At 71.4% G+C, this 24,426-nt stretch carries 22 protein-coding genes; 9 read left to right on the forward strand and 13 right to left on the reverse strand.

The features are described from left to right. The 4 genes from ACK4UM_RS05155 to ACK4UM_RS05170 form a co-directional block, all read right to left on the reverse strand. Entirely contained in the window at positions 1-1,395 is a 1,395-nt protein-coding gene (locus ACK4UM_RS05155; RefSeq protein WP_409796511.1) for an NAD(P)(+) transhydrogenase (Re/Si-specific) subunit beta, read from the reverse strand. A 4-nt stretch (positions 1,396-1,399) separates the two neighbouring features. After that, a complete protein-coding gene (locus ACK4UM_RS05160; RefSeq protein WP_409796513.1) occupies positions 1,400-1,840 on the reverse strand; it encodes a proton-translocating transhydrogenase family protein in 441 nt (146 codons plus the stop codon). Between the two features lie 28 nt (positions 1,841-1,868). Then, positions 1,869-3,008 (reverse strand): Re/Si-specific NAD(P)(+) transhydrogenase subunit alpha, encoded by a 1,140-nt coding sequence (locus ACK4UM_RS05165; protein WP_409796515.1) that lies wholly within the window; start codon positions 3,006-3,008, stop codon positions 1,869-1,871. 69 nt (positions 3,009-3,077) lie between these two features. After that, positions 3,078-3,377 (reverse strand): aa3-type cytochrome c oxidase subunit IV, encoded by a 300-nt coding sequence (locus ACK4UM_RS05170; RefSeq protein ID WP_409796517.1) that lies wholly within the window; start codon positions 3,375-3,377, stop codon positions 3,078-3,080. A 194-nt stretch (positions 3,378-3,571) separates the two neighbouring features. Here ACK4UM_RS05170 and mutS point away from each other — a divergent pair, with 194 nt between their 5' ends. Further along, on the forward strand, positions 3,572-6,322 hold the full coding sequence (gene mutS, locus ACK4UM_RS05175; protein ID WP_409796519.1) for a DNA mismatch repair protein MutS: 2,751 nt from the start codon (positions 3,572-3,574) through the stop codon (positions 6,320-6,322). A gap of 293 nt (positions 6,323-6,615) precedes the next feature. Here mutS and ACK4UM_RS05180 read toward each other — a convergent pair whose 3' ends face one another. Continuing rightward, on the reverse strand, positions 6,616-7,104 hold the full coding sequence (locus ACK4UM_RS05180; RefSeq protein WP_409796521.1) for a DUF192 domain-containing protein: 489 nt from the start codon (positions 7,102-7,104) through the stop codon (positions 6,616-6,618). Positions 7,105-7,126: 22 nt separating this feature from the next. Further along, a complete protein-coding gene (locus ACK4UM_RS05185) occupies positions 7,127-7,648 on the reverse strand; it encodes a cold-shock protein (protein WP_409796682.1) in 522 nt (173 codons plus the stop codon). 427 nt (positions 7,649-8,075) lie between these two features. Here ACK4UM_RS05185 and ACK4UM_RS05190 point away from each other — a divergent pair, with 427 nt between their 5' ends. Further along, positions 8,076-9,074: a heparan-alpha-glucosaminide N-acetyltransferase gene (locus tag ACK4UM_RS05190; RefSeq protein WP_409796523.1), complete on the forward strand. Its 999-nt coding sequence runs from the start codon at positions 8,076-8,078 to the stop codon at positions 9,072-9,074. On the opposite strand, the gene ACK4UM_RS05195 is transcribed toward ACK4UM_RS05190, so the two are convergent. Beyond that, positions 9,058-9,414 carry a DMT family protein gene (locus tag ACK4UM_RS05195; RefSeq protein WP_409796525.1) on the reverse strand — a complete coding sequence of 119 codons (357 nt, stop codon included), beginning with the start codon at positions 9,412-9,414 and terminating at the stop codon, positions 9,058-9,060. The genes ACK4UM_RS05190 and ACK4UM_RS05195 overlap by 17 nt on opposite strands. Positions 9,415-9,563: 149 nt before the next feature. Here ACK4UM_RS05195 and ACK4UM_RS05200 point away from each other — a divergent pair, with 149 nt between their 5' ends. After that, positions 9,564-10,049: a YbaN family protein gene (locus ACK4UM_RS05200; protein ID WP_409796527.1), complete on the forward strand. Its 486-nt coding sequence runs from the start codon at positions 9,564-9,566 to the stop codon at positions 10,047-10,049. Here the strand turns inward: ACK4UM_RS05200 and ACK4UM_RS05205 are convergent. Further along, on the reverse strand, positions 10,036-10,770 hold the full coding sequence (locus ACK4UM_RS05205; RefSeq protein WP_409796529.1) for a helix-turn-helix transcriptional regulator: 735 nt from the start codon (positions 10,768-10,770) through the stop codon (positions 10,036-10,038). The two genes, ACK4UM_RS05200 and ACK4UM_RS05205, sit on opposite strands and share 14 nt — an antisense overlap. 62 nt (positions 10,771-10,832) lie before the next feature. On the opposite strand from ACK4UM_RS05205, the gene ACK4UM_RS05210 reads away from it, so the two are divergent. Next, positions 10,833-11,420, forward strand: coding sequence for a glutathione S-transferase family protein (locus tag ACK4UM_RS05210; protein ID WP_409796531.1), 588 nt, complete (start codon positions 10,833-10,835; stop codon positions 11,418-11,420). Here ACK4UM_RS05210 and glmS read toward each other — a convergent pair. The 3 genes from glmS to ACK4UM_RS05225 all read right to left on the reverse strand — a co-directional run bounded on the left by glmS (position 11,407) and on the right by ACK4UM_RS05225 (position 15,906). Beyond that, positions 11,407-13,236 (reverse strand): glutamine--fructose-6-phosphate transaminase (isomerizing), encoded by a 1,830-nt coding sequence (gene glmS / locus ACK4UM_RS05215; protein ID WP_409796533.1) that lies wholly within the window; start codon positions 13,234-13,236, stop codon positions 11,407-11,409. The two genes, ACK4UM_RS05210 and glmS, sit on opposite strands and share 14 nt — an antisense overlap. 133 nt (positions 13,237-13,369) lie before the next feature. Next, positions 13,370-14,734 carry a bifunctional UDP-N-acetylglucosamine diphosphorylase/glucosamine-1-phosphate N-acetyltransferase GlmU gene (glmU, locus tag ACK4UM_RS05220; RefSeq protein ID WP_409796535.1) on the reverse strand — a complete coding sequence of 455 codons (1,365 nt, stop codon included), beginning with the start codon at positions 14,732-14,734 and terminating at the stop codon, positions 13,370-13,372. A gap of 455 nt (positions 14,735-15,189) precedes the next feature. Further along, positions 15,190-15,906 (reverse strand): hypothetical protein, encoded by a 717-nt coding sequence (locus ACK4UM_RS05225; RefSeq protein WP_409796537.1) that lies wholly within the window; start codon positions 15,904-15,906, stop codon positions 15,190-15,192. A 228-nt stretch (positions 15,907-16,134) separates the two neighbouring features. On the opposite strand from ACK4UM_RS05225, the gene ACK4UM_RS05230 reads away from it, so the two are divergent. The 4 genes from ACK4UM_RS05230 to ACK4UM_RS05245 all read left to right on the forward strand — a co-directional run bounded on the left by ACK4UM_RS05230 (position 16,135) and on the right by ACK4UM_RS05245 (position 19,089). Continuing rightward, entirely contained in the window at positions 16,135-16,545 is a 411-nt protein-coding gene (locus ACK4UM_RS05230) for a MerR family transcriptional regulator (RefSeq protein ID WP_409796539.1), read from the forward strand. Positions 16,546-16,631: 86 nt separating this feature from the next. After that, a complete protein-coding gene (locus tag ACK4UM_RS05235; protein ID WP_409796541.1) occupies positions 16,632-18,038 on the forward strand; it encodes an MFS transporter in 1,407 nt (468 codons plus the stop codon). Positions 18,039-18,140: 102 nt separating this feature from the next. Further along, positions 18,141-18,812 carry a carbonic anhydrase gene (locus ACK4UM_RS05240; protein ID WP_409796543.1) on the forward strand — a complete coding sequence of 224 codons (672 nt, stop codon included), beginning with the start codon at positions 18,141-18,143 and terminating at the stop codon, positions 18,810-18,812. A gap of 4 nt (positions 18,813-18,816) precedes the next feature. Next, entirely contained in the window at positions 18,817-19,089 is a 273-nt protein-coding gene (locus ACK4UM_RS05245) for a hypothetical protein (protein WP_409796545.1), read from the forward strand. Here the strand turns inward: ACK4UM_RS05245 and ACK4UM_RS05250 are convergent. Continuing rightward, positions 19,086-20,825, reverse strand: coding sequence for a SulP family inorganic anion transporter (locus ACK4UM_RS05250; RefSeq protein WP_409796546.1), 1,740 nt, complete (start codon positions 20,823-20,825; stop codon positions 19,086-19,088). The genes ACK4UM_RS05245 and ACK4UM_RS05250 overlap by 4 nt on opposite strands. A 244-nt stretch (positions 20,826-21,069) precedes the next feature. Here ACK4UM_RS05250 and ACK4UM_RS05255 point away from each other — a divergent pair, with 244 nt between their 5' ends. Beyond that, the gene (locus ACK4UM_RS05255; RefSeq protein ID WP_409796548.1) at positions 21,070-22,020 is read left to right on the forward strand and encodes a hypothetical protein; all 951 of its coding nucleotides are present in this window, start codon (positions 21,070-21,072) and stop codon (positions 22,018-22,020) included. A gap of 87 nt (positions 22,021-22,107) precedes the next feature. Here the strand turns inward: ACK4UM_RS05255 and ACK4UM_RS05260 are convergent, their stop codons facing one another. Continuing rightward, positions 22,108-24,288 carry a sodium-translocating pyrophosphatase gene (locus ACK4UM_RS05260; protein WP_409796549.1) on the reverse strand — a complete coding sequence of 727 codons (2,181 nt, stop codon included), beginning with the start codon at positions 24,286-24,288 and terminating at the stop codon, positions 22,108-22,110. Between the last annotated feature and the right edge of the window lie 138 nt (positions 24,289-24,426).

A 24,426-nucleotide genomic window follows, 5' to 3' on the forward strand; every position in this document is an offset into this window, starting at 1 on the left:
TCACAGAGCCTTGACGATCTCGTCGACCATCTTCTTGGCGTCGCCGAAGAGCATCATCGTGTTGTCGCGGAAGAACAGCTCGTTCTCGACGCCGGCATAGCCGGAGCCCATGCCGCGCTTGATGAACAGGACCGTCTTCGCCTTGTCGACGTCGAGGATCGGCATGCCGTAGATCGGCGATTGCGGATCGGTCTTGGCGGAGGGGTTCGTCACGTCGTTGGCGCCGATGACGAAGGCGACGTCCGCCTGCGGGAACTCGCCGTTGATGTCCTCGAGCTCGAAGACCTCGTCGTAGGGCACGTTCGCTTCCGCGAGGAGCACGTTCATGTGGCCGGGCATGCGGCCGGCGACCGGGTGGATCGCGTACTTGACCTCGACGCCCTCCTCCTTGAGGAGGTCGCACATCTCGCGCAGCGTGTGCTGGGCCTGGGCGACCGCCATGCCGTAGCCGGGCACGATGATGACCTTGGCCGCGTTCTTCATGATGAAGGCCGCGTCCTCCGCCGAGCCCTGCTTGACGGGCCGCGTCTCCGCCTCGCCCGCCGCCGCGCCGGCCGTCTCGCCGCCGAAGCCGCCGAGGATGACCGAGACGAACGAGCGGTTCATGCCCTTGCACATGATGTAGGAGAGGATCGCGCCCGAGGAGCCGACGAGCGCGCCCGTGATGATCAGCGCGAGGTTGCCGAGCGTGAAGCCGATGCCCGCCGCCGCCCAGCCGGAATAGGAGTTCAGCATCGAGACGACGACCGGCATGTCCGCGCCGCCGATCGGGATGATCAGCAGCACGCCGAGCGCGAAGGCGAGGATGGCGATCAGCCAGAACAGGGTCGCGCTCTCGGTGGCGATGAAGGCCGCGAGCAGGACGAGGAGCAGGATGCCGAGCCCCAGATTGATCATGTGCCGCATGGGCAGCATGATCGGCTTGCCGGACATCCGCCCGTCGAGCTTGAGGAAGGCGATGACCGAGCCCGTGAAGGTGAGCGCGCCGATCGCGGCGCCGATGCCCATCTCGAACAGGCTCAGGCCCGGGATCGCGCCCGGCATGCCGATACCGAAGGCCTGCGGCGCGTAGAGCGCCGCCGCCGCCACCAGCACCGCCGCCATGCCGACGAGGGAGTGGAAGGCCGCGACGAGCTGCGGCATCGCCGTCATCGGCACGCGCCGCGCGATCACCGCGCCGATCGAGCCGCCGATCGCGATGCCGACCACCACGAGCAGGAACCCGCCGACGGAAGGCGGCGCGTAGACGAGCGTGGTCAGCGCCGCGAGCCCCATGCCGATCATGCCGAACAGGTTGCCCTGCCGCGACGTCGTCGGATGCGAGAGGCCCCGCAGCGCGAGGATGAAGAGCACCCCGGAGACGAGGTAGAGGAGATTGGCGAGATTGGCCCCCATCGCCTCAGCCCTTCTTCTTGTACATGGCGAGCATGCGCTGCGTGACGAGGAAGCCGCCGACGATGTTCACCGAGGCGAGCACGAGGGCGATGAAGCCGAGGAACGTGGCGAAGCCGCCGCCCGCGCCCTCGGCCGTGTCGACGACCTGGACGCCGACCGCGAGCAGCGCGCCGACCACGATCACCGAGGAGATCGCGTTCGTGACCGACATCAGCGGCGTGTGGAGCGCGGGCGTCACCGCCCAGACCACGTAATAGCCGACGAAGATCGCGAGCACGAAGATCGCGAAGCGGAACACGGTGGGATCGATGGCGCCGCCGGTCGCGACGCTCATGCCGGTCGCCGCCATGTCCGCGTAGGATTGGGCGGCGATGGCCGCCTCGCGCGCGGCGTCGGCCGCGGCCTGGGCACGCTGCAGCGCCTCTTCGGGTGTCAAGGTTGCCATGGCTGTCCCTCTGTCCTGAGAAGAGCCGTCAGGCGGCGGCCGGCTGGAAGGACGGATGCACGACCGCGCCGTCCCGCGTGAGCAGCGTGGCGCGCACGAGCTCGTCGTCCCAATTGGGCGCGATCTTCTTCTCGCCCTTGTCGATCATCGTCTCGAGGAAGGCGAGGAGGTTCTTCGCGTAGAGCGCCGACGCCGTCGCGGGCAGGCGGCCGGGGACGTTGCGGTGACCGACGATGCGCACGCCGCCGTGCTCGACGACCTGATCGGGCTGCGAGAGCTCGCAATTGCCGCCGCGATCGACCGCGATGTCGACGACGACGGAGCCTGCCTTCATCGATTCGACCATCTCGCGCGTCACGAGCTTCGGCGCGGGCCGGCCCGGGATCAGCGCCGTCGTGATCACGATGTCCTGCTTGGCGATGTGGGAGGCGACGAGCTGCGCCTGCTTGGCGCGGTATTCGGCCGACATCTCCTTGGCGTAGCCGCCCGCGGTCTCGGCCTGCTTGAACTCCTCGTCCTCGACGGCGATGAACTTCGCGCCGAGCGATTCGACCTGCTCCTTCGCGGCCGGGCGGACGTCCGTCGCGGTCACCACGGCGCCGAGACGCCGGGCGGTGGCGATCGCCTGCAGCCCGGCGACGCCCGCGCCCATCACGAAGAGGCGCGCGGCGGGCACGGTGCCGGCCGCCGTCATCATCATCGGGAAGCCGCGGCCGTATTCGGCGGCGGCGTCGATCACGGCGCGGTAGCCGGCGAGGTTCGCCTGGCTCGAGAGCACGTCCATCACCTGCGCGCGGGTGATGCGCGGCATCAGCTCCATCGAGAAGGCGGCGATCCTGGCGTCCGCCATCGCCTGCACGGCGGCGGCCTCGCCGTAGGGGTCCATCGTGGCGAGCACGACCGCGCCCGCGCGGATCGCGGCGAGGCGCTCGCCCTCGGGACGGCGCACGAGGAGCACGGCGTCGGCCGTGCCCGCGGCGGCGGCGGCATCGCCCGCGATCGTCGCGCCGGCGGCCTCGTAATCCGCGTCGCGGAAGCCGGAGGCCGTGCCGGCCCCGGTCTCGATCGCGACCTCGGCGCCATACGACACGAGCTTCTTGACCGTGTCGGGCGACGCCGCGACGCGGCTCTCGCCGCCGGCCGTCTCCTTCAGGACCGCGACCCGCATGCCCTCATCCCCCCGAATGCTGTTTTACGAAGCGCCGGGGGAGACGCCCCCCCGGCGGAAGGCGGCGCGTCAGCCGGCGGCCGTCAACAGGAAGACCACGAGCAGGAACGCGAGCACCGCGCCAGGAGCGCGCCAGCCGATGGCGGGCACGAAGCCGCCGAGCGCACCGGCCACCGTCGAGGCGATCACGCCGAAGATGCCCCAGAACCACGCCCCGCCGACGCCGCCGATGGCGAGCGACAGCACCCAGCCGACGACCAGCATGGTGCCGATCGTGGTGAAATGCACGAAGCCGTCATAGGTGGTCTCGTGGGTCTTGCCGTCCATCTCCGGGCGGTATTCCCGGGTCGGGTCGACATCGTGCGCCATGTTCGCCATTCCTCGTGATCCTCCGACAACGCAGATGTCGGCTTTAGCCGATGCCGTGCGCGCCCGCAATCCGTTGATGGTCGGGGATCGCGTGCGATTTCGGCAGGGGGCCGCGGGCGCGGGCGCGCGCCTTATCCACACCCGCGGCGCGCGCGCCCTCCCCTCCCGCGCCGGGCTTTGCTAGACATCATGCCATGACCGCCGATCCCGCGCCGCTCGCCGAGACCAAGACCGACGCCCGCAAGGCCGTCCCCCGCAAGGCGACGGGCGCCGAGGATCGGGTGACGCCGATGATGGCGCAATACGTGGAGATCAAGGCGGCCAACCCGGATTGCCTCCTGTTCTACCGCATGGGGGATTTCTACGAGCTGTTCTTCGAGGACGCCGAGATCGCCTCCCGCGCGCTCGGCATCGTGCTCACGAAACGCGGCAAGCATCTGGGCGAGGACATCCCGATGTGCGGCGTGCCGATCGAGCGCGCCGACGATTACCTGCAACGCCTCATCGGGCTCGGCCACCGGGTCGCGGTGTGCGAGCAGATGGAGGATCCCGCCGAGGCGAAGAAGCGCGGCGCGAAGGCGGTCGTGCGACGCGACGTGGTGCGCCTCGTCACGCCGGGCACGATCACCGAGGAGCGCCTGCTCGAGCCCGCGCGCGCGAGCCGCCTCGTCGCGATCGCGCGGCGGAAGGTCGCGGAGGCCGAACACGCCTACGGCATCGCGGCGATCGACATCTCGACGGGCGCCTTCCAGGTGGTCGAGGCGAGCCGCTCGGAACTCGGGCCGACGCTCGCCCGCCTCGAGCCGCGGGAGATCGTCCTGCCGGACGTCCTCCACGACGATCCCGACCTCGCGCCCGTCTGGCGCGAGACGGGCGCGCCGCTCTACCCGCTCCCGCGCGACGGGCTCGACGCGGCTTCCGCCGAGCGCCGCCTCCTCGACGCGTTCGGCGTCGCGACGCTCGACGCCTTCGGCGCCTTCACCCGCGCCGAGATCGCGGCGGCGGGCACCGCGCTCCTCTACGTCGCGCGCACCCAGGTCGCCGCGCGGCCCGCTCTGCGCCCGCCGACGCGCGAGGACGGCGCCGGAATCGTGGCGATCGACGCGGCGACGCGGGCCAATCTGGAGCTCACCCGCACCCTGTCGGGCGAGCGCGCGGGCTCGCTGCTCGCCACGATCGACCGCACGCTGACGCCGGCCGGCGGGCGGCTCCTCGCCGAGCGGGTCGCGGGTCCGCTGACGGACGTCGCCGCCATCCGCCGCCGGCAGGACGCGATCGCGCGGCTCGTCGAGGACGCGCCCCTGCGCGAGCTCCTGCGCGAGGCGCTTTCGCGTGCGCCGGACGTCTCGCGGGCTTTGTCGCGGCTCGCGCTCGAGCGCGGCGGCCCGCGCGACCTCGCGGCCGTGCGCGACGCCCTCCTCTGCGCGCACGCCATCGCCGATCTGATGGCGCAGGCGGGCGATCTGCCGGCCGAGCTCGCCGCGGCGCAGACCGCGCTCGCCGCGCTCGACCCCGGCCTCGCCGAGCGCCTGGGCGCGGTGCTCGCCGACGATCTGCCGTTGTCGAAGCGCGACGGCGGCTTCGTGCGGGAGGGGGTCGACGAGGCCCTCGACGAGGCGCGCGCGCTGCAGAGCGATTCGCGCCGCTTCATCGCGGGCCTGCAGGCGCGCTACGCGCAGGAGACCGGCTGCCGGACGCTGCGCGTCAAGCACAATTCCATGCTCGGCTATTTCCTCGAAGTGCCGGCGGCGGCCGGCGAGGAGCTCCTGCGCGGGCCGTTGAAGGGCACCTATATCCACCGCCAGACGATGGCGGACGCGATGCGCTTCACCACCGTCGAACTCGGCGAGCTCGAGAGCCGGATCGCGTCGGCCTCGCAACGGGCGATCGCGATCGAGCACGCGCATTTCGCCGATCTCGCGGCCATGCTGGCCGGCGCCCGTCCCGCGATCCTCGCGGCCGGCGACGCGCTCGCGATCGTCGACGTCGCGGCCGCGCTCGCCGATCTCGCCCAGGCGCGCGACTGGGTGCGCCCGCATGTCGACGAGAGCCTCGCCTTCCGCGTCGAGGGCGCGCGCCACCCGGTCGTCGAGGCCGCGCTCGAGCGGGAGGGCAAGCCCTTCGTCGCGAACGATTGCGACCTCTCGGGGCGCGAGGCCGGCGCGATCGCGGTGGTGACGGGGCCCAATATGGGCGGCAAGTCGACCTATCTGCGCCAGAACGCGCTCGTCGTCGTGCTCGCCCAGGCGGGGGCCTTCGTGCCGGCGACGAGGGCCGAGATCGGGGTGGTCGACCGCCTGTTCTCCCGCGTCGGCGCCGCCGACGACCTCGCGCGCGGGCGCTCGACCTTCATGGTCGAGATGGTCGAGACGGCGGCGATCCTCAACCAGGCGACGCGCCGCTCGCTCGTCATCCTCGACGAGATCGGCCGCGGCACGGCGACCTTCGACGGGCTGTCGATCGCGTGGGCGAGCGTCGAGCATCTGCACGAGGAGAATCGCTGCCGCGCGCTCTTCGCCACCCATTTCCACGAGCTGACCCGTCTCACCGAGCGTTTTTCGCGCATCGAGACGCTCACGCTCGAGGTCGCCGATCATCGCGGCGCGGTGATCTTCCTCCACCGCGTGGTGAAGGGCGCCGCCGATCGCTCCTACGGCCTGCAGGTGGCGAAGCTCGCCGGGCTCCCCGCGCCCGTGATCGCGCGCGCGGGCCAAATCCTCGCCGAGCTCGAGCGCTCCGACCGCGAGCGCCCCCGCGCCGCCGCCCTCGACGACCTCCCCCTCTTCGCCGCCCCCGTGCGCGCCGCCCCCCCTCCCCCGCCCGCCGCCGTCGCGAAGGACGGACTGCGCGAGGCGCTCGCCGCGCTCGACCCGGACGAGATGACCCCGAAGGAGGCGCTGGAGGCTCTCTATCGTTTGAAGGGGCTTGGGAATCCCTCCCCGTAGGGGAGGGTGGACTTTCGAGGCGTGAGCCGAGAAAGGCCGGGCGGGGCCCGGGTGGGGATCATGCTTCGAACCTCGGGCCCCACCCGACCCCTGTCGCTCCGCTCCAGGGGCCACCCTCCCCTACGGGGAGGAATGCTCGCGCCCGTCCCTCCCCGTAGGGGAGGGTGGACTTTCGAGGCGTGAGCCGAGAAAGGCCGGGTGGGGCCCGGGTGGAGAACAATCTTCAAGCCTCGGGCCCCACCCGACCCCTGTCGCTCCGCTCCAGGGGCCACCCTCCCCTACGGGGAGGGATGTCACCGCTGGAACAACCGGTGCTCCACGTAATCCCCGGCCTCGATCCCCAAGCGGCGCGTCGTCGAGGCGTTGAGCTCGAGCACCGAGAGGACCGGCTCGCCGGAGGGAATGGTGCGCTCGGACAGGGGCTCCGTGTCGCGGGCGATGCGGACGATCCGGCCGTCTTCGGCGATGAACAGCATGTCGAGGGAGATGTAGGTGTTGCGCATCCACATCGAGACGGGGCCGACGCGCTCGAAATCGAACAGCATGCCCTGGTCGGCCGGCATGGAGCGGCGGAACATGAGACCGCGGGCGCGGCTCTCCGGCGTGTCGGCGATCTCGACCTGGAACTCGTGGCGGGTGTCGCCGGAGACGATCGCGAGCGGCTCGAGCGCGGGCTGCGCGCGCAGCGGCGGGATCGCGAGGGCCAGGGCGAAGACGAGCACGGCGAGCGCCGCGACGGAGGGGCCGAGCGGCGCACGAAAAGTTCGGAGGGAACGCGACACGGGTACGATACTCGCTTGCGGATCAGTGCGAGGACGGCATGGCGCTGTCGGCGAGGCGCACCTCGGCGGCCATCAGGCCCTTGGGCCCGTCGCCGAAGCGCACCAGCACCTCCTCGCCGGGCTTCAGCTCGGCGATGCCGTACCGGCGCAACGTCTCCATGTGGACGAAGATGTCCGGCGTGCCGTCGCCGCGGGTGAGGAAGCCGAAACCGCGCAGGCGGTTGAACCACTTGCAGACCGCGCGCTCGAGCCCGCTCGTCGGCACGACGGAGACATGGGTGCGCGCGAGCGGCAGCTCGGAGGGATGGACGGCGGAGCTCTCGTCGAGCGAGAGGATGCGGAAGGCCTGGTAGCCGCGCGTGCGCAGCACCGCCTCGACCACGATCCGCGCGCCCTCGGCCGCGCTCTGATAGCCGTCGCGGCGCAGGCAGGTGATGTGGAGGAGGACGTCCGGCAGGCCGTTGTCGGGCACGATGAAGCCGAAACCCTTGGCCGCATCGAACCACTTGATCCGTCCGGCGATCTCGACGAGGTCGGCGGGGATCTCGACGGCCGCGCTCCGGGCGCGGTCCTCGGGGGCCGCGTCGCCGTCGCCTGAGGCAGCGCCCGCGAGCGGACCCGCGTCGCGGATCGCGGCGCCGGCGGCGCCCGCCTCCTCGAACCGGGGCGCCGTCACGGCGACCCTGGCCTTCCTCTCGAGGCCGGCGCGCTCGGCGCCTCCCGAATGATCGAGCTCGTCAGACATGCACGCCACCGATCGAACCACGCCGCTTGATTCTTAAGGGAAGGATAACACTCAATCGCAGGAGCGGAAGCCCGAAAGAGCGGCAACGCTCGCCCCATTCGCGAGCGCTCGAATTTCCGTCAGGTTGCTCAACGCCTTGGCTCGCCAAACGGCGAATCGGGATTGACGCGGATGGGGCTTTCCCGTCCCCTGCCGCGCGGCCGAGAGCCGCAGAACGGGAGCCCTCATGCGCATTGCCGGAACGGAAGTCACGCGGGGCGCTCCCCGCGCGCGCTTCGCGGCGATCGACGTCGCCCGCGGCGTCGCGCTCGTCGCGATGATCGTCTACCACTTCGCCTGGGACCTGTGGTTCCTCGAATTCGTCGCCCACGACATCCCCTACGACCCCGTCTGGCGCACCTTCGCGCGCACGATCGCGGCCTCCTTCCTGATCCTCGTCGGGATCGGCCTCGTGCTCGCCCACGAGGCGGGGATCGCCTGGGGCGCCTTCGCCCGGCGCGTGCTGCGGGTCGCGCTTGCGGCGGGGCTCGTCAGCGCGGCGACCTTCGCGATCTTCCCCGACGCCTTCGTCTATTTCGGCATCCTGCACATGATCGCGCTCGGCAGCGTGCTCGCGCTGCCCTTCCTCGCCGCGCCGACTTGGCTGACCGCGCTCGCCGCGCTCGCGATCCTCGCCGCGCCCGCCTTCTTCGCGTCGGAGGCGTTCGACACGCGCGCGCTCGCCTGGATCGGATTTGCCGCCGATCCGCCGCCCTCGACCGATTTCGAGCCGGTCTTCCCCTGGCTCGCGCCGGTGCTGGCCGGGATCGTGATCGCGCGGCTCGTCCTCACGAGCCGGTGGCGCGCGGCGATCGCGTCCTGGCCAGCCGATGCCGCGCCCGCGCGCGCGCTCGCCTGGATGGGGCGGCGCAGCCTCGCGATCTACCTCGTCCACCAGCCGATCCTGCTCGGCATCCTCTACCCCCTCGCGCTCGTGACGGAGCCGGGCGCCGGGCGGATGGTCTCGGAATGCCGGGTGCAATGCGTCGCGGAAGGCTCGACCGAGCGCTTCTGCGCGCTCTATTGCGATTGCGCGATCGACACGCTCGCGGCCGAGCGCCTCATCGACGTCGCCCGCCGCGGGCCCGCCGATGCCGACGAGGCGGCCCGCTTCCGCGCCGTGATCGATGCCTGCGCGGCCCGCGCGCTCGAGGCGGCGGGCGATCCCGTCACAACGGACCCTTGAACACGAAGAAGGCGCCGAGCGCGATGAAGGCGAAGCCGACGATGTGGTTCATCGTCAGGGTCTCCTTGAGGACGAAGGTCGAGAAGACGGCGAACACGACGAGCGTGATCACCTCCTGCATCGTCTTCAACTCGGCCGCCGAATAGACCTGATGGCCGATCCGGTTCGCGGGCACGGCGAGGCAATATTCGAAGAACGCGATGCCCCAGCTCGCCAGCACGACGAGCATCAGGGGCTGGTTGGGATATTTGAGGTGCCCGTACCAGGCGAACGTCATGAAGACGTTCGAGGCCACGAGGAGCACGACCGGCAGGATCGCCGCGACCGTCGGATTGGACATGTGGGGGGCCACTCGCGAGGGGCTGAACGCGCGCTTCTACTGCGCCGCGCACGCGCCGTCCACGGGCGCGCTTCGTCCGCCGCTCGGGTGTCATCGCGGGGCGGACGCACTATGTTCAGGCGGCGGGTCTTTCCGCGGGAGGGACGTCGTTGGCGCAGGATCGAGGAAGGGCCGGCGAGGAGATCGGGACGGTGCGGGTGCTGCCGCTCTGGGCCCGGCTCGTGCTCGTCGTGCTCGGCTTCCTGTTCGTTGGGCTCGGCATCCTCGGCCTGATCCTGCCGGTGATGCCCGGCGTCGTGTTCCTGATCCTCGCCGCCGCCTGCTTCGCGCGCTCTTCGCCGCGCATCGAGGCCTGGCTGATCGCCCACCCGCATCTCGGCCCGCCGATCGTCGGCTGGCGTCGCACCGGCGCCATCCCGCGCCACGCCAAGCGTGCGGCGATCCTCGGGATGGGCGCCTCCTTCGCGGTCGTGACGCTCACCGGCGCGCCCGCGATCGCGCTCGCCTCGACGGGCGCCCTGATGCTCGCCTCCGCCGCCTACATCCTGACGCGGCCGGACGGGCCGCGGGCGGACGCGACGCCGGACGTCTCCGCGGAGGAGGCCGCCCCCGAGGAGCGCGTCACGCCTCGTTGAGCGCCCCTGCCGCCGCCTCGCCCGCGGCCTCCGCATGCTCGCGCCGGCGGATCCGGACGTAATCCCGCACCAGGGCGACGCGGCGCGGCCGAAAACTCTCCGCGAGCGGCTCGAGCGCCTCGATCCGATCGACGTGGAAGATGCGGAAATCCATGCGCAGGCGGCAATGCGCGAGCAGCATCAGCGCGCGCTCGCCATAGGAGAGGCCGAGCGGCCAGATCACGCGTCGGCTCTCGCGGTCCGCGAGATCGCGATAGACGATCCGCACCGCCCGCTCCTCCCAGCAGGCGTCGCGCAAGGCGGCGAGATCGACCTGCGGCGCGGCGCGGCGCGGCGGCTGGGCGAAGCTGCGCAGGATGGCGTGGTGGGCCTGGCGGGCCTGGCGCTCGGGCAGGGTCGCGACGATGCGGGCGAGCGCGTTCTGGCCGGCGAGCGTCAGATCCGGATCGCCGATACCGCCGAGCGCCTCGACGGCGAGCCGCAACGCCTCGATCTCGAGGCGCGAGAAGCTCTGCGGGGGCAGCGCGGGGTCTTCGGTCAGCGTGTAGCCGAGCCCGGCCTCGCCGTCGATCAGCGCGCCGCCGGCCCGCAGCGTCGCGATGTCGCGATAGAGCTGCCGGCGCGAGACGCCGCTCTCCTGCGCGAGCCGCGCCGCCGTCACCGGGGCGGGCAGGCGGCGCAGCGCATCCATCAGGCGCATCAGTCGGTCGGTGCGGGACATGCTGCCTCGAGCTGTCAGCAGGGTCGTGCGATCGTCTCCCCATCGACGCAGGAGACGAACACATGCCGACACTCTACCACGCCCCCATGAGCCGCTCGGACACGATCGTGACGCTGATCCGCATGATGGGACTGGCGGATCGCATCGCGCTTCGCGAGGTCGAGATCCCCCGCCGGGACGGCACAGGCCGCCGCGACCCGGCAAACCCCCATCCCGAGGGCAAGGTGCCCTTCCTCGTCGACGGCGAGGATCGCGTGCGCGAGCGCGGCGCCATCATCCTGTGGCTGACGGATCGCTTCGGCGACGAGCGGCTCGGGCGGCCGATCGGCCACGCGCAGCGCGGCGCCTACCTGTCCTGGCTCTTCTATTATCAGGGGGTGATGGAGCCGGTCTTGATCCTCGATTTCGCGAAGCTCTCCCACCCGGCGCTGCAGGCGAGCCTCGGCGACCGGGACCGGATCTTCGCTCAGCTCGAGACGGCCATGGCCCGCGGGCCGTTCCTGCTCGGCGACGCGTTCAGCGCAGCCGATCTCCTCTGCTGCAGCCCGTTCCTGTTCTTCGGCGACGCCATGCCCACGACGCCCGCGATCGGCGCCTGGGTCGCGCGCTGCCGGGACGCGATCGGGGAGGCGTCGGTCACTCCACGGTGACCGACTTCGCCAGATTGCGCGGCTGGTCGACGTCTTTCCCCAGGAAGACCGCCGTGTGATAGGCGATCAGCTGGATCGGCACCGCGTAGACGAGCGGAGCCAGCACCGGGTGGACGCCCGGCACGACGAGCGTCGCGAGCGTCTCCATATGAGCGTTCGCGGCGCCCTTCTCGTCGGTGAGGAGCACGATGCGCCCGCCGCGCGCGGCGACCTCCTGCATGTTGGAGATCGTCTTCTCGAACAGGGCGTCGTAGGGCGCCACCACGATGACCGGCACGTTCTCGTCGATGAGCGCGATCGGCCCGTGCTTGAGCTCGCCCGCGGCATAGCCCTCGGCGTGGATGTAGGAGATCTCCTTGAGCTTGAGGGCTCCCTCCATCGCGACGGGGAAGGCCGAGCCGCGGCCGAGATAGAGCACGTCGCGGGCGCGGGAGAGATCGCGGGCGAGGTGGTCGATCGCGCCCTCGAGCTTCATCGCCTCGCCCATCAGGGCCGGCACCCGCAGGAGCGCCTTGACGAGCTCCGCCTCCTCCTGCGCCGACACGGTTCCGCGCGCGCGCGCGGCCTGAAGCGCCAGCGAGAACAAGACGGTGAGCTGGCAGGTGAAGGCCTTGGTCGAGGCGACGCCGATCTCGGGGCCGGCGAAGGTCTGAGCGACGACATGCGCCTCGCGCGCCATCGTCGAGGTCGGCACGTTGACGACGGCCATCACCGTCTGCCCCTGAGCCTTGGCGTAGCGCAGGCCGGCGAGCGTATCGGCGGTCTCGCCCGATTGCGAGACGACGAGGGTGAGCCCGCGCGCGGGCAGCGGCGCCTCGCGGTAGCGGAACTCGGAGGCGACGTCGATCTCGACCGGCAGCCGCGCGAGGCGCTCGAACCAGTACTTGGCGACGAGACCCGCATAATAGGCGGTGCCGCAGGCGGTGATGGTCAGGCGGTCGATCGCCGTCCAATCGTAGGGATGATCCGGCGTCGGCGCGCAGATCCGGCCCGCCGCCATGTCGACATAGGGCGCGAGCGTGCGGGCGACGACCTCGGGCTGCTCGTGGATCTCCTTGATCATGAAATGGCGGTGGTTGCCCTTCTCCGCCGTGAAGACGCCCGCCGCGACGCGGGTGCGCGGGCGCTCGACCGGCCGGCCCGCCTCGTCGAGGAGCCGCGCGCCCGTGCGCGTGAGGATCGCGACGTCGCCCTCCTCGAGATAGGTGATCTCGTCGGTGAAGGGAGCGAGCGCGAGCGCGTCCGAGCCGAGGAACATCTCGCCCTCGCCGTGGCCGACCGCGAGCGGCGAGCCGCGCCGGGCGCCGATGATCAGATCCTCCTCGCCCTCGAACAGGAAGGCGAGCGAGAAGGCGCCCGACAGACGCGGCAGCACGGCGAGCACCGCCTCGCGCGGCGCCTTGCCGGCGCGCATCTCGTGGGAGACGAGCTGGGCGACGACCTCCGTGTCGGTCTCGGAGGAGAAGCGCACGCCCTCGTTCTCGAGGCCGATGCGCAGCTCGCGGAAATTCTCGATGATGCCGTTGTGGACGACCGCGAGCTCGGGCGTCGCGTGAGGGTGCGCGTTCGCCTCGTTGGGGCGCCCGTGCGTCGCCCAGCGGGTATGGCCGATGCCGATCGCGCCGCCGAGCGGCTCGGCGCGAAGCCGCTCTTCGAGATTGCGCAGCTTGCCCTCGGCGCGGCGCCGGGCGATGTGGCCCTCCTCGAGCGTGGCGACGCCGGCGGAATCGTATCCGCGATATTCGAGGCGCTTGAGCGCGTCGACGAGCCTGCTCGCGACCTCGCCGCGACCGACGATTCCCACGATACCGCACATTCTGAACGTCTCCTTGCCGGGAAGAGCGGTGACGACCCCTGCCCCGAGCCTCGCACGCAAGACCTAATCGAGGCTGAAGCCGAAACGCCAATCAAGTTTCGTGACCACTTGTTTCGTTCGCGCCCGGTTTGCTTCAGCCGCCGCCGCTCTTCTTGCGTTCCGACTGCTGCGCGCGGAAGCGCGAGGCCCAGCCTTCCTTGACCGCCTGGCGACCTCGCCCGAGGGCGAGCGCGTCGTCGGGCACGTCCTGCGTCACCACCGAACCCGAACCGACATAGGCGCCCGCGCCGATGCGGACCGGAGCGACCAGCGCGCTGTTCGAGCCGACGAAGGCCCCCTCCCCCACGCTCGTGCGATACTTCAGGAATCCGTCGTAGTTGCAGGTGATCGTGCCCGCACCCAGATTGGCGCGCGCACCGATCTCGGCGTCGCCCACATAGGACAGGTGGGGGATCTTGGCGCCCTCGCCGACGCGGGCGTTCTTCACCTCGACGAAATTGCCGACCTTGGCGCCCGCCGCGAGGTCCGCTCCCGGACGCAGGCGCGCATAGGGCCCGACGCTCGTGCGCGGCCCGACGCGGCAGCCCTCGAGATAGGAGAAGGCGTGGATCGTCGCGCCCTCCTCGACGACGACGCCAGGGCGGAACACGCAGCTCGGCTCGACGACCACGTCGCGGCCCAGAACCGTGTCGTGGGAGAGCGTGACGCTGTCCGGATCGACGAGGGTCGCACCGCCCGCCATCGCGCGACGCCGCAGCCGCGCCTGCACCGTGCGCTCGGCGCGCGCGAGCTGGACGCGGTCGTTGACGCCCTGCACCTCCTCCTCCGGCGCGGTGACGATCGCGACCGGAAGGCCGCGCCCGTGCGCGATCTCGACGGCGTCGGTGAGGTAGAACTCGCCCTTCGCGTTGTCGCAGCCGACCGCGTCGAGGAGCGCGAGCGCGCGCGCGCCGGAGAGCGCCATGAGCCCCGCATTGCACAAGCCGATCGCCCGCTCCTGCGGGCTCGCGTCCTTCTCCTCGCGGATCGCGACGAGCGCCTCGCCGGCGCGGACGAGGCGGCCGTAGCCGGTCGGGTCCGCCGCCTCGAAGCCGAGCACGCTGACGGCGGCGCCGGCGGCCAGCGGCGCGCGCAGGCGGGCGAAGGTGTCGGGCTCGACGAGGGGGGTGTCGGCATAGGCGACGATCACGTCGTCGGCGCCGGCCTCGAGCGCCGCGCGGGCGCAGAGGACCGCGTGCGCCGTGCCGCGGCGGACCTCCTGGACGAAGACCTGCGCGTGCGGGGCGCGCGCCGCGACGAGATCGGCGATCGCCCCGTGATCGGGCCCGACGACGACCGCGAGCCGATCCGCGCCCGCGCGGGTGACGGCATCGAGCACGTGCTCGAGCATCGTGCGGCCGGCGACCTCGTGGAGGACCTTCGGTCGCGCGGAACGCATCCGAGTGCCCTCCCCCGCGGCGAGCACGATTGCGAGGCAGGAGCGGGATGATTCGGTCACGGGGGCGGCTCCGTTCGGGCGTTCACGATCGGCCCGGAGCTTTGGGCGAATTCTCCGCGCGGCGCAACACCGCCCTCCCGTCGATCCGCGCCCCTCGCGCGTCTGGCCACGGAGTGCACACATCGGCTGCGTGCATGCGTCAGACGAAAACGGTGCGGCCGCTCTCCTTCCCCTGAGGGGAAGGAGGCTCCGGACCCGAACAGGGTCCGGAGACGGATGGGGTCATTCGACCCGAAGGGTCGAAGGGGCGTTGGGCTTCTCCGTACGTACGGAGCTTTATGACGACGCCCCTTCGCAGCTTCGCTGCGAAAAACCCCATCCGACCCGCCGCCTTCGGCGCCGGGCCACCTTCCCCTGAGGGGAAGGAGAGCGGCGGCGCCTTGATGCAGCGATCCCATGCGCAGATCACGACGTGTGATTCTGGCAGCCGCGCCGGGGGAGAAGCGCGCGCGGCGTCAGCTCGCGCGGCCGTTGATGCAGCCCTCGGCTTCCGTCGCCGACAGGAGGGTCTCGGCGGCGCTCCCGAGGAGCACGACGCGCTGGAGGCTCTTCAAGGTCTCGAAGGATTCGTTGCGCACGCGCCACAGATCGAGGAGATCGTTGCGCTCGCTGCGCGTGACCGGCGCGTTGAGGATCGTCTGCCGTTCGACGTCGCGGGCCTCGCGGGCGCGGGTGTCGAGGGCGCTCGGGCGCTCGATGCGGACGCGGTCGACGAAGCCTGCCGCGAGCGCGTCGCAGCGCTCCTGCCCGGAGAGGCCGGCGGCGCCGGTCGGCCGCGCCACGGGGCAATAGAGCCCGCGCCATCCCGCCACGATCGATCGTTGCAGCTCGAGAACCCGGAGCACGGGGCGGATCTCCCGCTGCAGGGCCCAACCCTCGCGCCCGCGCAGAAGCGCCTGCGCCTCCTGCAGGCGATCGAAGGGATCGGCCGCGGAGGCAGCGATCGAATCGAGTCGGTCGAGCATCTCGGCCTGCGCGACGACGAGGGGCTCGACGTCGCCGAGCGCGACGAGTTGCCGCGCGTAATCGACGGCGAGTTCCATGCAGGCCGTCGGCTCGCGGCCGGCGCGCGCCTCCGCCGAGGGGACGAGCGCGACGCCGCCGAAGGCGGCGAGGACGATGGCCAGGATGCCCGTGCGGAGACGGGCCGAAGATGCGAAAACCAGGGACATGGTCCCCCAAACATGGGACACGCGGGCGCGCGTGGCAAGCATCGGCGCGCGTTGGTCGCAGCTGCGCCCCGGCCGGCGCGGGCCCGTTCGCGTCTCCGTTGCCCACCTCCCCATGCGCACCTAACGCTTGCCAGAGCGAACCAATCGTAATAACGTACTGCAACCATACGGACGCACTTCCCTCGCGTCCGCGTTGATGCGGCGTTGCTTCTTTTCTGGGGGTGGGACATGAGGACCAGTGAGGCCGTCCAGGCGCTCGCGTCCGACGATCGGGACGATCGCGAGTACCTGATCAGCGATCTTTCGCGCGAGTTCGACGTCACGTTGCGCGCGCTGCGCTTCTACGAAGACCGCGGGCTCCTCTCGCCGCGCCGGATCGGCACGATGCGCATCTACAGCGCGCGCGACCGCACCCGCCTCTCGGTGATCCTCAAGGGCAAGCAGCTCGGCTTCACCCTCGCCGAGATCCAGGAGATGCTCGACGGCGACGGCCGCGGCGGCAAGCCGGGCATCGACCTGAAGCTCTCCCTCGAGAAGGTCGACGAGCAGATCGGCCACCTCGAAGCGCAGCGGGCGGAGATCGACGCGGCCATCGCCGAACTCACGGCGACGCGCGAGCGGCTGATCCGCGAGGGTTGACGCGCCAGCGCCTCGACGGCGAACCGCGGTTGCGCTACCTCGGACGAGCCGTGCCTTCGGGCGCCCGGCTCTCGGAGGAGGAGCGGATGCAGGTCGAGGCAACTTTGCCGAACGCAGCCGGCGTCCGGAAGGCCGCGCCGAAGCGCGCGCTGTTCGGCTGGGTGATGTACGATTGGGCGACGCAGCCCTTCTTCACCCTGATCGCGACCTTCGTCTTCGCGCCCTATTTCGCGAGCGCGGTGGCATCCGATCCCATTCAGGGGCAGGCGCTGTGGGCCTATGCGACGAGCGTCGCCGGCTTCGTGCTCGCGCTCGCCTCGCCCTATCTCGGCGCCGTCGCCGATTCGACCGGGGCGCGCAAGCCCTGGAGCGTCGGCTTCGGCCTCGTGATGGCGGCGGCCTGCGCCGTCTTGTGGCTCGTCCCGCCCGCCGCGCCGACCCATCTCCTGTTCCTCGCGCTCGCGGCCTATGTCGTCGCGACGATCGCGGCCGAGCTCTCGGCCGTGTTCAACAACGCGATGATGCCCCGCCTCGTGCCCCCCGAGCGGCTGGGGCGGCTCTCCGGCACGGGCTGGGCGGTCGGCTATGCGGGCGGGCTCGTCTCGCTCGGGGTCGTGCTCGCCCTCTTCGCCGCCGATCCGACGAGCGGGCTCACCCTCGCCGGCATCGAGCCGGCCTTCGGCCTCGATCCGGCGGCGCGCGAGGGCGACCGATTCGTGGGGCCGCTCTCGGCGATCTGGTTCGTCGTGTTCGTCCTCCCCCTCGTCCTGTTCACGCCCGACGCGCCCGCGACCGGCACGCGCCTCGCGCAGGCCGCGCGGGAGGGCGGCGCGCGGCTCAAGGCGACGCTCGCGGAAGCGCGCCGCGACGGCTCGATCGTCCGCTTCCTCGTCGCGCACATGGCCTGGCAGAACGGCCTCGTCGCCCTTTTCGCGCTCGGCGGCATCTACGGCGCGGGCGTGTTCGGCTGGACGACGGTGGAGCTCGGCCTGTTCGGCATCCTGCTCACCCTCACGGGCACGGCGGGCGCGGTGATCGGCGGGCGCGTGGACGACCGGATGGGGCCGCGTTTCGTGATCCTCGTCAGCCTGGCGGCGCTCACCTTCGTCTGCCTCGGCATCCTGTCACTCGGCCCGAACCACGTCTTCTTCGTCGTCGAGACCGCGCCTGCCGACGGCCCCGGCCTCTACGCGACGACGCCCGAGAAGGTCTTCCTCGGGCTCGGCCTCCTGATCGGCGCGGTCGCGGGACCGATCCAGGCCTCCTCGCGCTCGCTCCTCGCCCGGCTCGCGCCCGTGGGCGATGCGGGCCGCTATTTCGGCCTCCTCGCTCTGTCGGGAAAGCTCACCGCCTTCCTCGGCCCCCTCGCGGTGGCGATCGCCACCGACCTCTTCCGCACCCAGGCCGCCGGCCCCGCCGTGCTGATCCTGTTCTTCGGCGCGGGCGCGCTGATCATGGCGAGCGTCCCGGCGAGCGTGCGCGGGCGGGGGTGATGGCGGGCGGGCGACACCATCGGCGCATTTGCGCGACGGCCCGCCTGCGCTATTCTGCACCGCGCGGGCGTTGATCGCGTCCGGCGTGGGGAGTGGACACGCATGTTTCCGGATCGATTGGTCGACGGGTACAACGCCTTTCTCGCCAAGCGCTTCCCGCACGAGCGGGCGCGGTTCCAGAAGCTCGCCGAGAGCGGGCAGGATCCGCGCATCATGATCATCGGCTGCATCGATTCGCGCGTGTCGCCGGAGGAGATCTTCGATGCGCTGCCGGGCGAGATCCTCGTCGTGCGCAACGTCGCCAACCTCGTGCCGCGCTTCGCGCCGGAGGCGGCGGGGCACAACAGCACGAGCGCCGCGCTCGAATTCGCGGTCGAGGCGCTCGCCGTCGAGCACATCGTGGTGATGGGCCACGCCCAATGCGGGGGCATCAAGGCCTTCGCCGAGACGAACGAGCCGCTCTCGACATGGGATTTCGTCGGGCATTGGATGGCGCAGGTGCGGCCTGCGGCGGACCGGCTCTCGGCGGAGGGAGCCGAGCGCGGGCCGGATTGGCTGACGCGGCTCGAGCAGGCCTCGATCGCGGCGAGCCTCGCCAACCTGACCACCTTCCCCTGGGTCCGCGAGCGGGTGCGGGAGGGCCGCCTGTCGCTCCACGGCGCCTATTTCTCGATCGCCGACGGCCAGCTCCTCGTGCGCGACCCGCATACGGGCGCGTTCGGCCCCCTCGCCGCGGGATCGGCGCCGCGCACCGCCCTCCTCCATTGCCGGTGAGCCGATGGCGCTCGTCGCACGCCGCCGCATGACGCAGACCTGGCGCGAGGCGACGCACGAGATCGCGTCCGCGTCCGGACACGCCGCAAGGGTCGAGCGCGCCTTCGACGAGGCGCTCGCGCTCGGCGCGCCCGAGCACATCGCAGCCTATCGCGCGCTCGAGGCCGCCGAGTGCCTCGTGCGCGTCGATCTCCCCGGCGACCCGGCGCGCTCCCTCGCCGAGGCCGAGGCGGCGCAGATCGAGACCGACGGCGAGACGCCGCCTGCGAAAGCCTAAGCCGCGTCCCCACCCGCACCGCCGGGCTTGCCTCCCCGCGCGGCGGCGACGGCGCGCTCGAGATCGGCCCGGAAGCGGACGTGCGGGGGGCGCACGCCGTGCGCGATGAGGAGGCGCCGGGTGGGGCGGCTCGCCCCGCAGATCACGACCCGCGCCCCGCTCGCCCGCACCTTGCGCGCGAAGCCTTCGATGGTGGCGGCGGCGGTCGAATCGATCATCGACACGGCCGAGAGATCGAGGACGTAGCCCTTCGGCTGAGCCCCCATCCGGCCGAGCGCCGCGCCGACGACGCCCGCGGCCGCGAAGAAGAAGGCGCCTGAGATGCGGTAGACGACGATGTCCGGATCGCTCGCGAGCGCGGGATCGTAGCGCGGCCCCCGCTCGAAGGGGGTGCCGTCCGGTTCGTCCTCGGGCACGAGCGGCAGCGCGCTGTCGACGCGCACGCTCTGCGCCATGCGGTGCAGGAACAGAAGCGCGCTGAGCGCGAAGCCGACGACGATGCCCTCGACGAGATCGCGGAAGACGACGAGGCCGAAGGTGACGAGGAGCACCAGCGCGTCCCCGCGCGAGGCGCGCAGCAACGTCGCGAATTCGTGCTTCTCGGCCATGTTCCAGGCGACGACGACGAGCATGCCCGCGAGCGCCGAAAGCGGGATCGCGGCGGCGAGCGGCGCGGCGAGGAGCATGAAGCCGAGGAGGAAGGCCGCGTGCAGCATGCCGGCGACGGGCCCCCGCGCGCCGGATCGGACGTTCGTCGCCGTACGCGCGATGGTGCCCGTGACGCAGAAGCCGCCGAACAGCGAGGAGCCGACATTGGCCACGCCCTGCGCGACGAGCTCGGCATTCGAGCGGTGTCGGCGCCCCGTCATCGAATCGGCGACCACCGCCGAGAGCAGGCTCTCGATGGCGCCGAGCAGCGCGAAGGAGATCGCGGAGGGGAGCACCGCGATCACCCGCTCGAGCTCGAAGGCAGGCAGGCCCGGCGCCGGAAGCATGCGCGGGATGCCGCCGAAGCGCGAGCCGATCGTCTCGACCGGCAGCGCGAGGAGGCTCGCGGCGAGCGTCGCGACGACGATCCCGACGAGGAAGGCCGGCCAGCGCGGGCGCAGGCGCCGCACGAGGAGGATCGTGCCGATCGTCAGCGCCGCGACGGCCGCCGCAGCCGGGCTCGCGGTCGGCAGCGCGTCCGCGATCGCGGCGAGCTTCGGCAGGATCGGCCCCGGCTCCGGGCCGGCGAGCGCGAGCCCGAGGAGCTCGGCGATCTGGCTCGCGAAGATGATCACGGCGATGCCCGCCGTGAAGCCCACCGTTACCGGATAGGGGATGTACTTGATGAAGGTGCCGAGCCGCAGGAGGCCGATCGCGGCGAGGATCAGCCCGGACAGAAAGGTCGCGAGGATCAACCCGTCGAGGCCGTGCAGCTGCACGGTGGCCGCCACGAGCACGATGAAGGCGCCCGCCGGCCCGCCGATCTGAAACCGGCTTCCGCCGAGGAGCGAGACGAGGAAGCCCCCGACGATCGCCGTGTAGAGCCCCCGCTCGGGGCCGACGCCCGACGCGATCGCGATCCCCATCGAGAGCGGCAGCGCGACGATCGCGACCGTCAGTCCGGCGATCGCGTCCGCGCGCAGATCGGCGAGGCCGTAGCCCTCGCGCAGGACCGTCACGAGCTTGGGCGTGAACAGAGCCACCGCCGAGGGCTCGGCGGGTCCGGTACGGGCGGTCTCGGCTCCCATGAGCGGACGGCGCTCCGATCTCGTTTGGTCGGATCGCCACGCTAGCCGATTCGGAGAGCGCTGCGGGACTGCGCGCGACCCCGATCGCGCCCATCCCCACCTGCGGGAAAACGCCCCGTTTCGGCCGGCAGAGGCAGGATCTCGCGCCTCGAAAGGCTTTCTTCTCAAATGCGCCGTATTCGCATTGCCGAAGAGACGAACGCGGGCGCAAACTACGCCCGGTGAGGTGAGAGAGGCTCTCGACATGCTCGACGAGCGCGCGCGCGAAGCACGGCCCGCAATTCTCCTTCTCGTCGCGCTCGCGGCGCTCGGCTGGGTCTGCGCATTCTACGCGCTGTGGCTCGATGCCGGACACCGCGTCGCGGCGCGCACCGCGATTCTGCGGCTCGAAGCCGAGAACAAGATGCTGCGCGAGGCGCTCGCGCCCCTGAACGATCTCGCGCAGGGCGAAGCGGATCCCGTCCTGCGCGGCGCCGCCGATTCCGCGCCCCAGCGCACGGGAACGATCGTCGTCGCAGAGGCGACCGCCCGCGACTTCGCGGAGCGCGACCGGCTCGAGGCCGAGCTCGAGCGGCTCGCGAGCGCCGAGAGCGCGATGCGCACCCGCATCGCCCGCGCCGCGCAGGCGGAATCGGAGGCGAGCGCGCGCCGTCTCTCGCAGGAAGAGGCCGTGGCGGCGCTCGAGGAACACGTGCTCTCGCTGCGCGACGACCTGGTGCGGCTCGAGAGCCAGATCCGCAGCGCGCGTCGCGACCTCGTCGATCTCGAACGCGAGCGGGAGGAGCGCCGCGCCGCCGCCGACGCGATCGCCGCCGACATCGCCCGCGCGCAAGCCGAGGGCTCCGTCGCCCGCGAGGCGCTCGAGGCCGCGCGCGCGACGCTCGCCGAGACGCAAGAGGCCCGTTCGGAGGGAGAGGCGGCCGTGAGCGCGGCGCGCAGCCGGCTCGCCGCGCTCGAGGCCGAGATCGCCGCCGCCGAGGAGCGGATCGCCCTGCGCGAGGCGGCTCTCGGATCGCTCGAAGAGCGCCTCGCTCGCGCCGCCGACGCCGTCCGTGCCGCCGAGCGGGCGGCGGCCGCCCCGGCACCGGGTGCGCCCTCCCCGCCCCCTGCGGCGGCGACCGTCCCCGAGACCGCGCCCGGGATCGAAACCCGCCCCGACGGTCTGCGCGTCATCCGCGTCCCCGTCCGCCCCTGATCTCGAGCCGCTTCGAAGAAAAAACCCCTCCCGCCGGGATCGGGCGGGAGGGGTCTCTTCGCGTCCGAAAGCTGCCGCCCGCGCCGCTCACGTCGCGGCGAGGACCGCGAGCAGGAGGAGCGCCATGATGTTGGTGATCTTGATCGCCGGGTTCACGGCGGGACCGGCGGTGTCCTTGTAGGGATCGCCGACCGTGTCGCCGGTCACCGAGGCCTTGTGGGCCTCCGAGCCCTTGACGTGCTTCACGCCGTCCTTGTCGATGAAGCCGTCCTCGAAGGACTTCTTGGCATTGTCCCAGGCGCCGCCGCCCGACGTCATCGAGATCGCGACGAACAGGCCCGTCACGATCACGCCGAGCAGCATCGCGCCCACCGCCGAGAAGGCCTGGCTCTTGCCCGCCACCATGTAGACGACCGCGAAGGTGACGATCGGCGCGAGCACGGGCAGGAGCGAGGGCACCACCATCTCGCGGATGGCGGCCTTGGTCAGCATGTCGACCGCGCGCCCGTAATCGGGCCGCTCGGTGCCGGCCATGATGCCCGGCTTCTCCTTGAACTGCCGGCGCACCTCCTCGACGACCGCACCCGCCGCGCGGCCGACCGCCGTCATCGCGATGCCGCCGAAGAGGAAGGGAATGAGGCCGCCGAACAGGAGGCCGACGACCACGTAGGGGTTCGCGAGGGAGAAGTCCGGCGTCACGCCGCGGAAGTACTGGTAGACCGTCGAGTCGGGCTGGTTCGCCGCGAGGATGAAGTAGTTGAGGTCCGACGTGTAGGCGGCGAACAGGACGAGGGCGCCGAGACCCGCCGAGCCGATCGCGTAGCCCTTCGTCACCGCCTTTGTGGTGTTGCCGACGGCGTCGAGCGCGTCGGTCGAGCGGCGCACCTCCTTCGGCAGGCCCGCCATTTCGGCGATGCCGCCGGCATTGTCGGTGACCGGGCCGAAGGCGTCGAGCGCCACCACCATGCCCGCGAGCGCGAGCATCGCGGTCACCGCGATCGCGATGCCGAACAGGCCCGCGAGCAGGTAGGAGCCGATGATGCCGGCGACGATGACCAGCGTCGGCAGAGCGGTGGATTCGAGCGAGATCGCGAGGCCCTGGATGACGTTGGTGCCGTGGCCGGTCACGGACGCCTGCGAGATCGAGCGCACCGGCCGGAAGCCGACGCCGGTGTAGTATTCGGTGATCATCACGATGAGCCCGGTCACGACGAGGCCGAGCACCGCGCACAGGAAGAGGTTCAGCGAGGTGAAGGTCACCGCCTCGACGCCGCCGCCGAGCACCGGCACGTTGGCGGTCATCTGCGTGCCGAAGCCGCCGAAGAGGAGGAGGTTCACGACCGCGATCATGCCGATCGAGAGCACGCCCGTCGCGATGAAGCCGCGATAGAGCGCCCCCATGATCGAGTTGTTCGAGCCGAGCTTCACGAAGAAGGTGCCGACGATCGAGGTGAGGATGCAGGCCGCGCCGATGGCGAGCGGGTAGAACAGGACGGTCTCGAGCACCGGCTGGCCGGCGAAGAAGATCGCGGCGAGCACCATCGTCGCGACGAAGGTGACGACGTAGGTCTCGAACAGGTCGGCCGCCATGCCGGCGCAATCGCCGACGTTGTCGCCCACGTTGTCGGCGATGGTCGCGGGGTTGCGCGGATCGTCCTCGGGGATGCCCGCCTCGACCTTGCCGACGAGGTCGCCGCCGACATCGGCGCCCTTGGTGAAGATGCCGCCGCCGAGGCGCGCGAAGATCGAGATCAGCGAGGCGCCGAAGCCCATCGCGACGAGGCTGTCGATCACCGTGCGCGAGCCCGGGCCGTAGCCGAGGAAGCGGGTGAGGACGGCGCAATAGACCGCGACCCCGAGAAGCGCGAGGCCCGCCACCAGCATGCCCGTCACGGCGCCCGACTTGAAGGCGACGTCGAGCCCCTTGGCGAGCGATTGCGTCGCCGCCTGGGCGGTGCGGACATTGGCGCGCACCGAGACGTTCATGCCGATGAAGCCGGCGGCGCCCGACAGGATCGCGCCGATCGCGAAGCCGATCGCGACCCAGATGCCGAGCAGCCAGATGAGAGCGAGGAAGAGGACGATGCCGACGAGGCCGATCGTCACGTATTGCCGCCAGAGATAGGCCTGGGCACCCTCCGCGATCGCACCGGCGATCTCCTGCATGCGCAGGCTGCCGGCGTCGCGTTTCATGACGTCGTTGATGGCCCACAGGCCGTAGGCGATCGATAACGCGCCGCCCAAAATGATCAGTGTGAGTGCGAGCATGTGTCCGTCCTTGCGCTGGGGTCGGTGTCGGTTCTCACCGGCATGCACGCCGGGGCCGGCGCTCGCCCCTCGAGGTTTCCACCTCGATTCGTGCCAAACTTTCGGGTCGTGCGCAAACGACTCGTTGGCAGGATCGCG

This window comes from Salinarimonas sp. (assembly GCF_046292825.1).
In the GTDB taxonomy this organism is placed as follows: domain Bacteria; phylum Pseudomonadota; class Alphaproteobacteria; order Rhizobiales; family Beijerinckiaceae; genus Salinarimonas.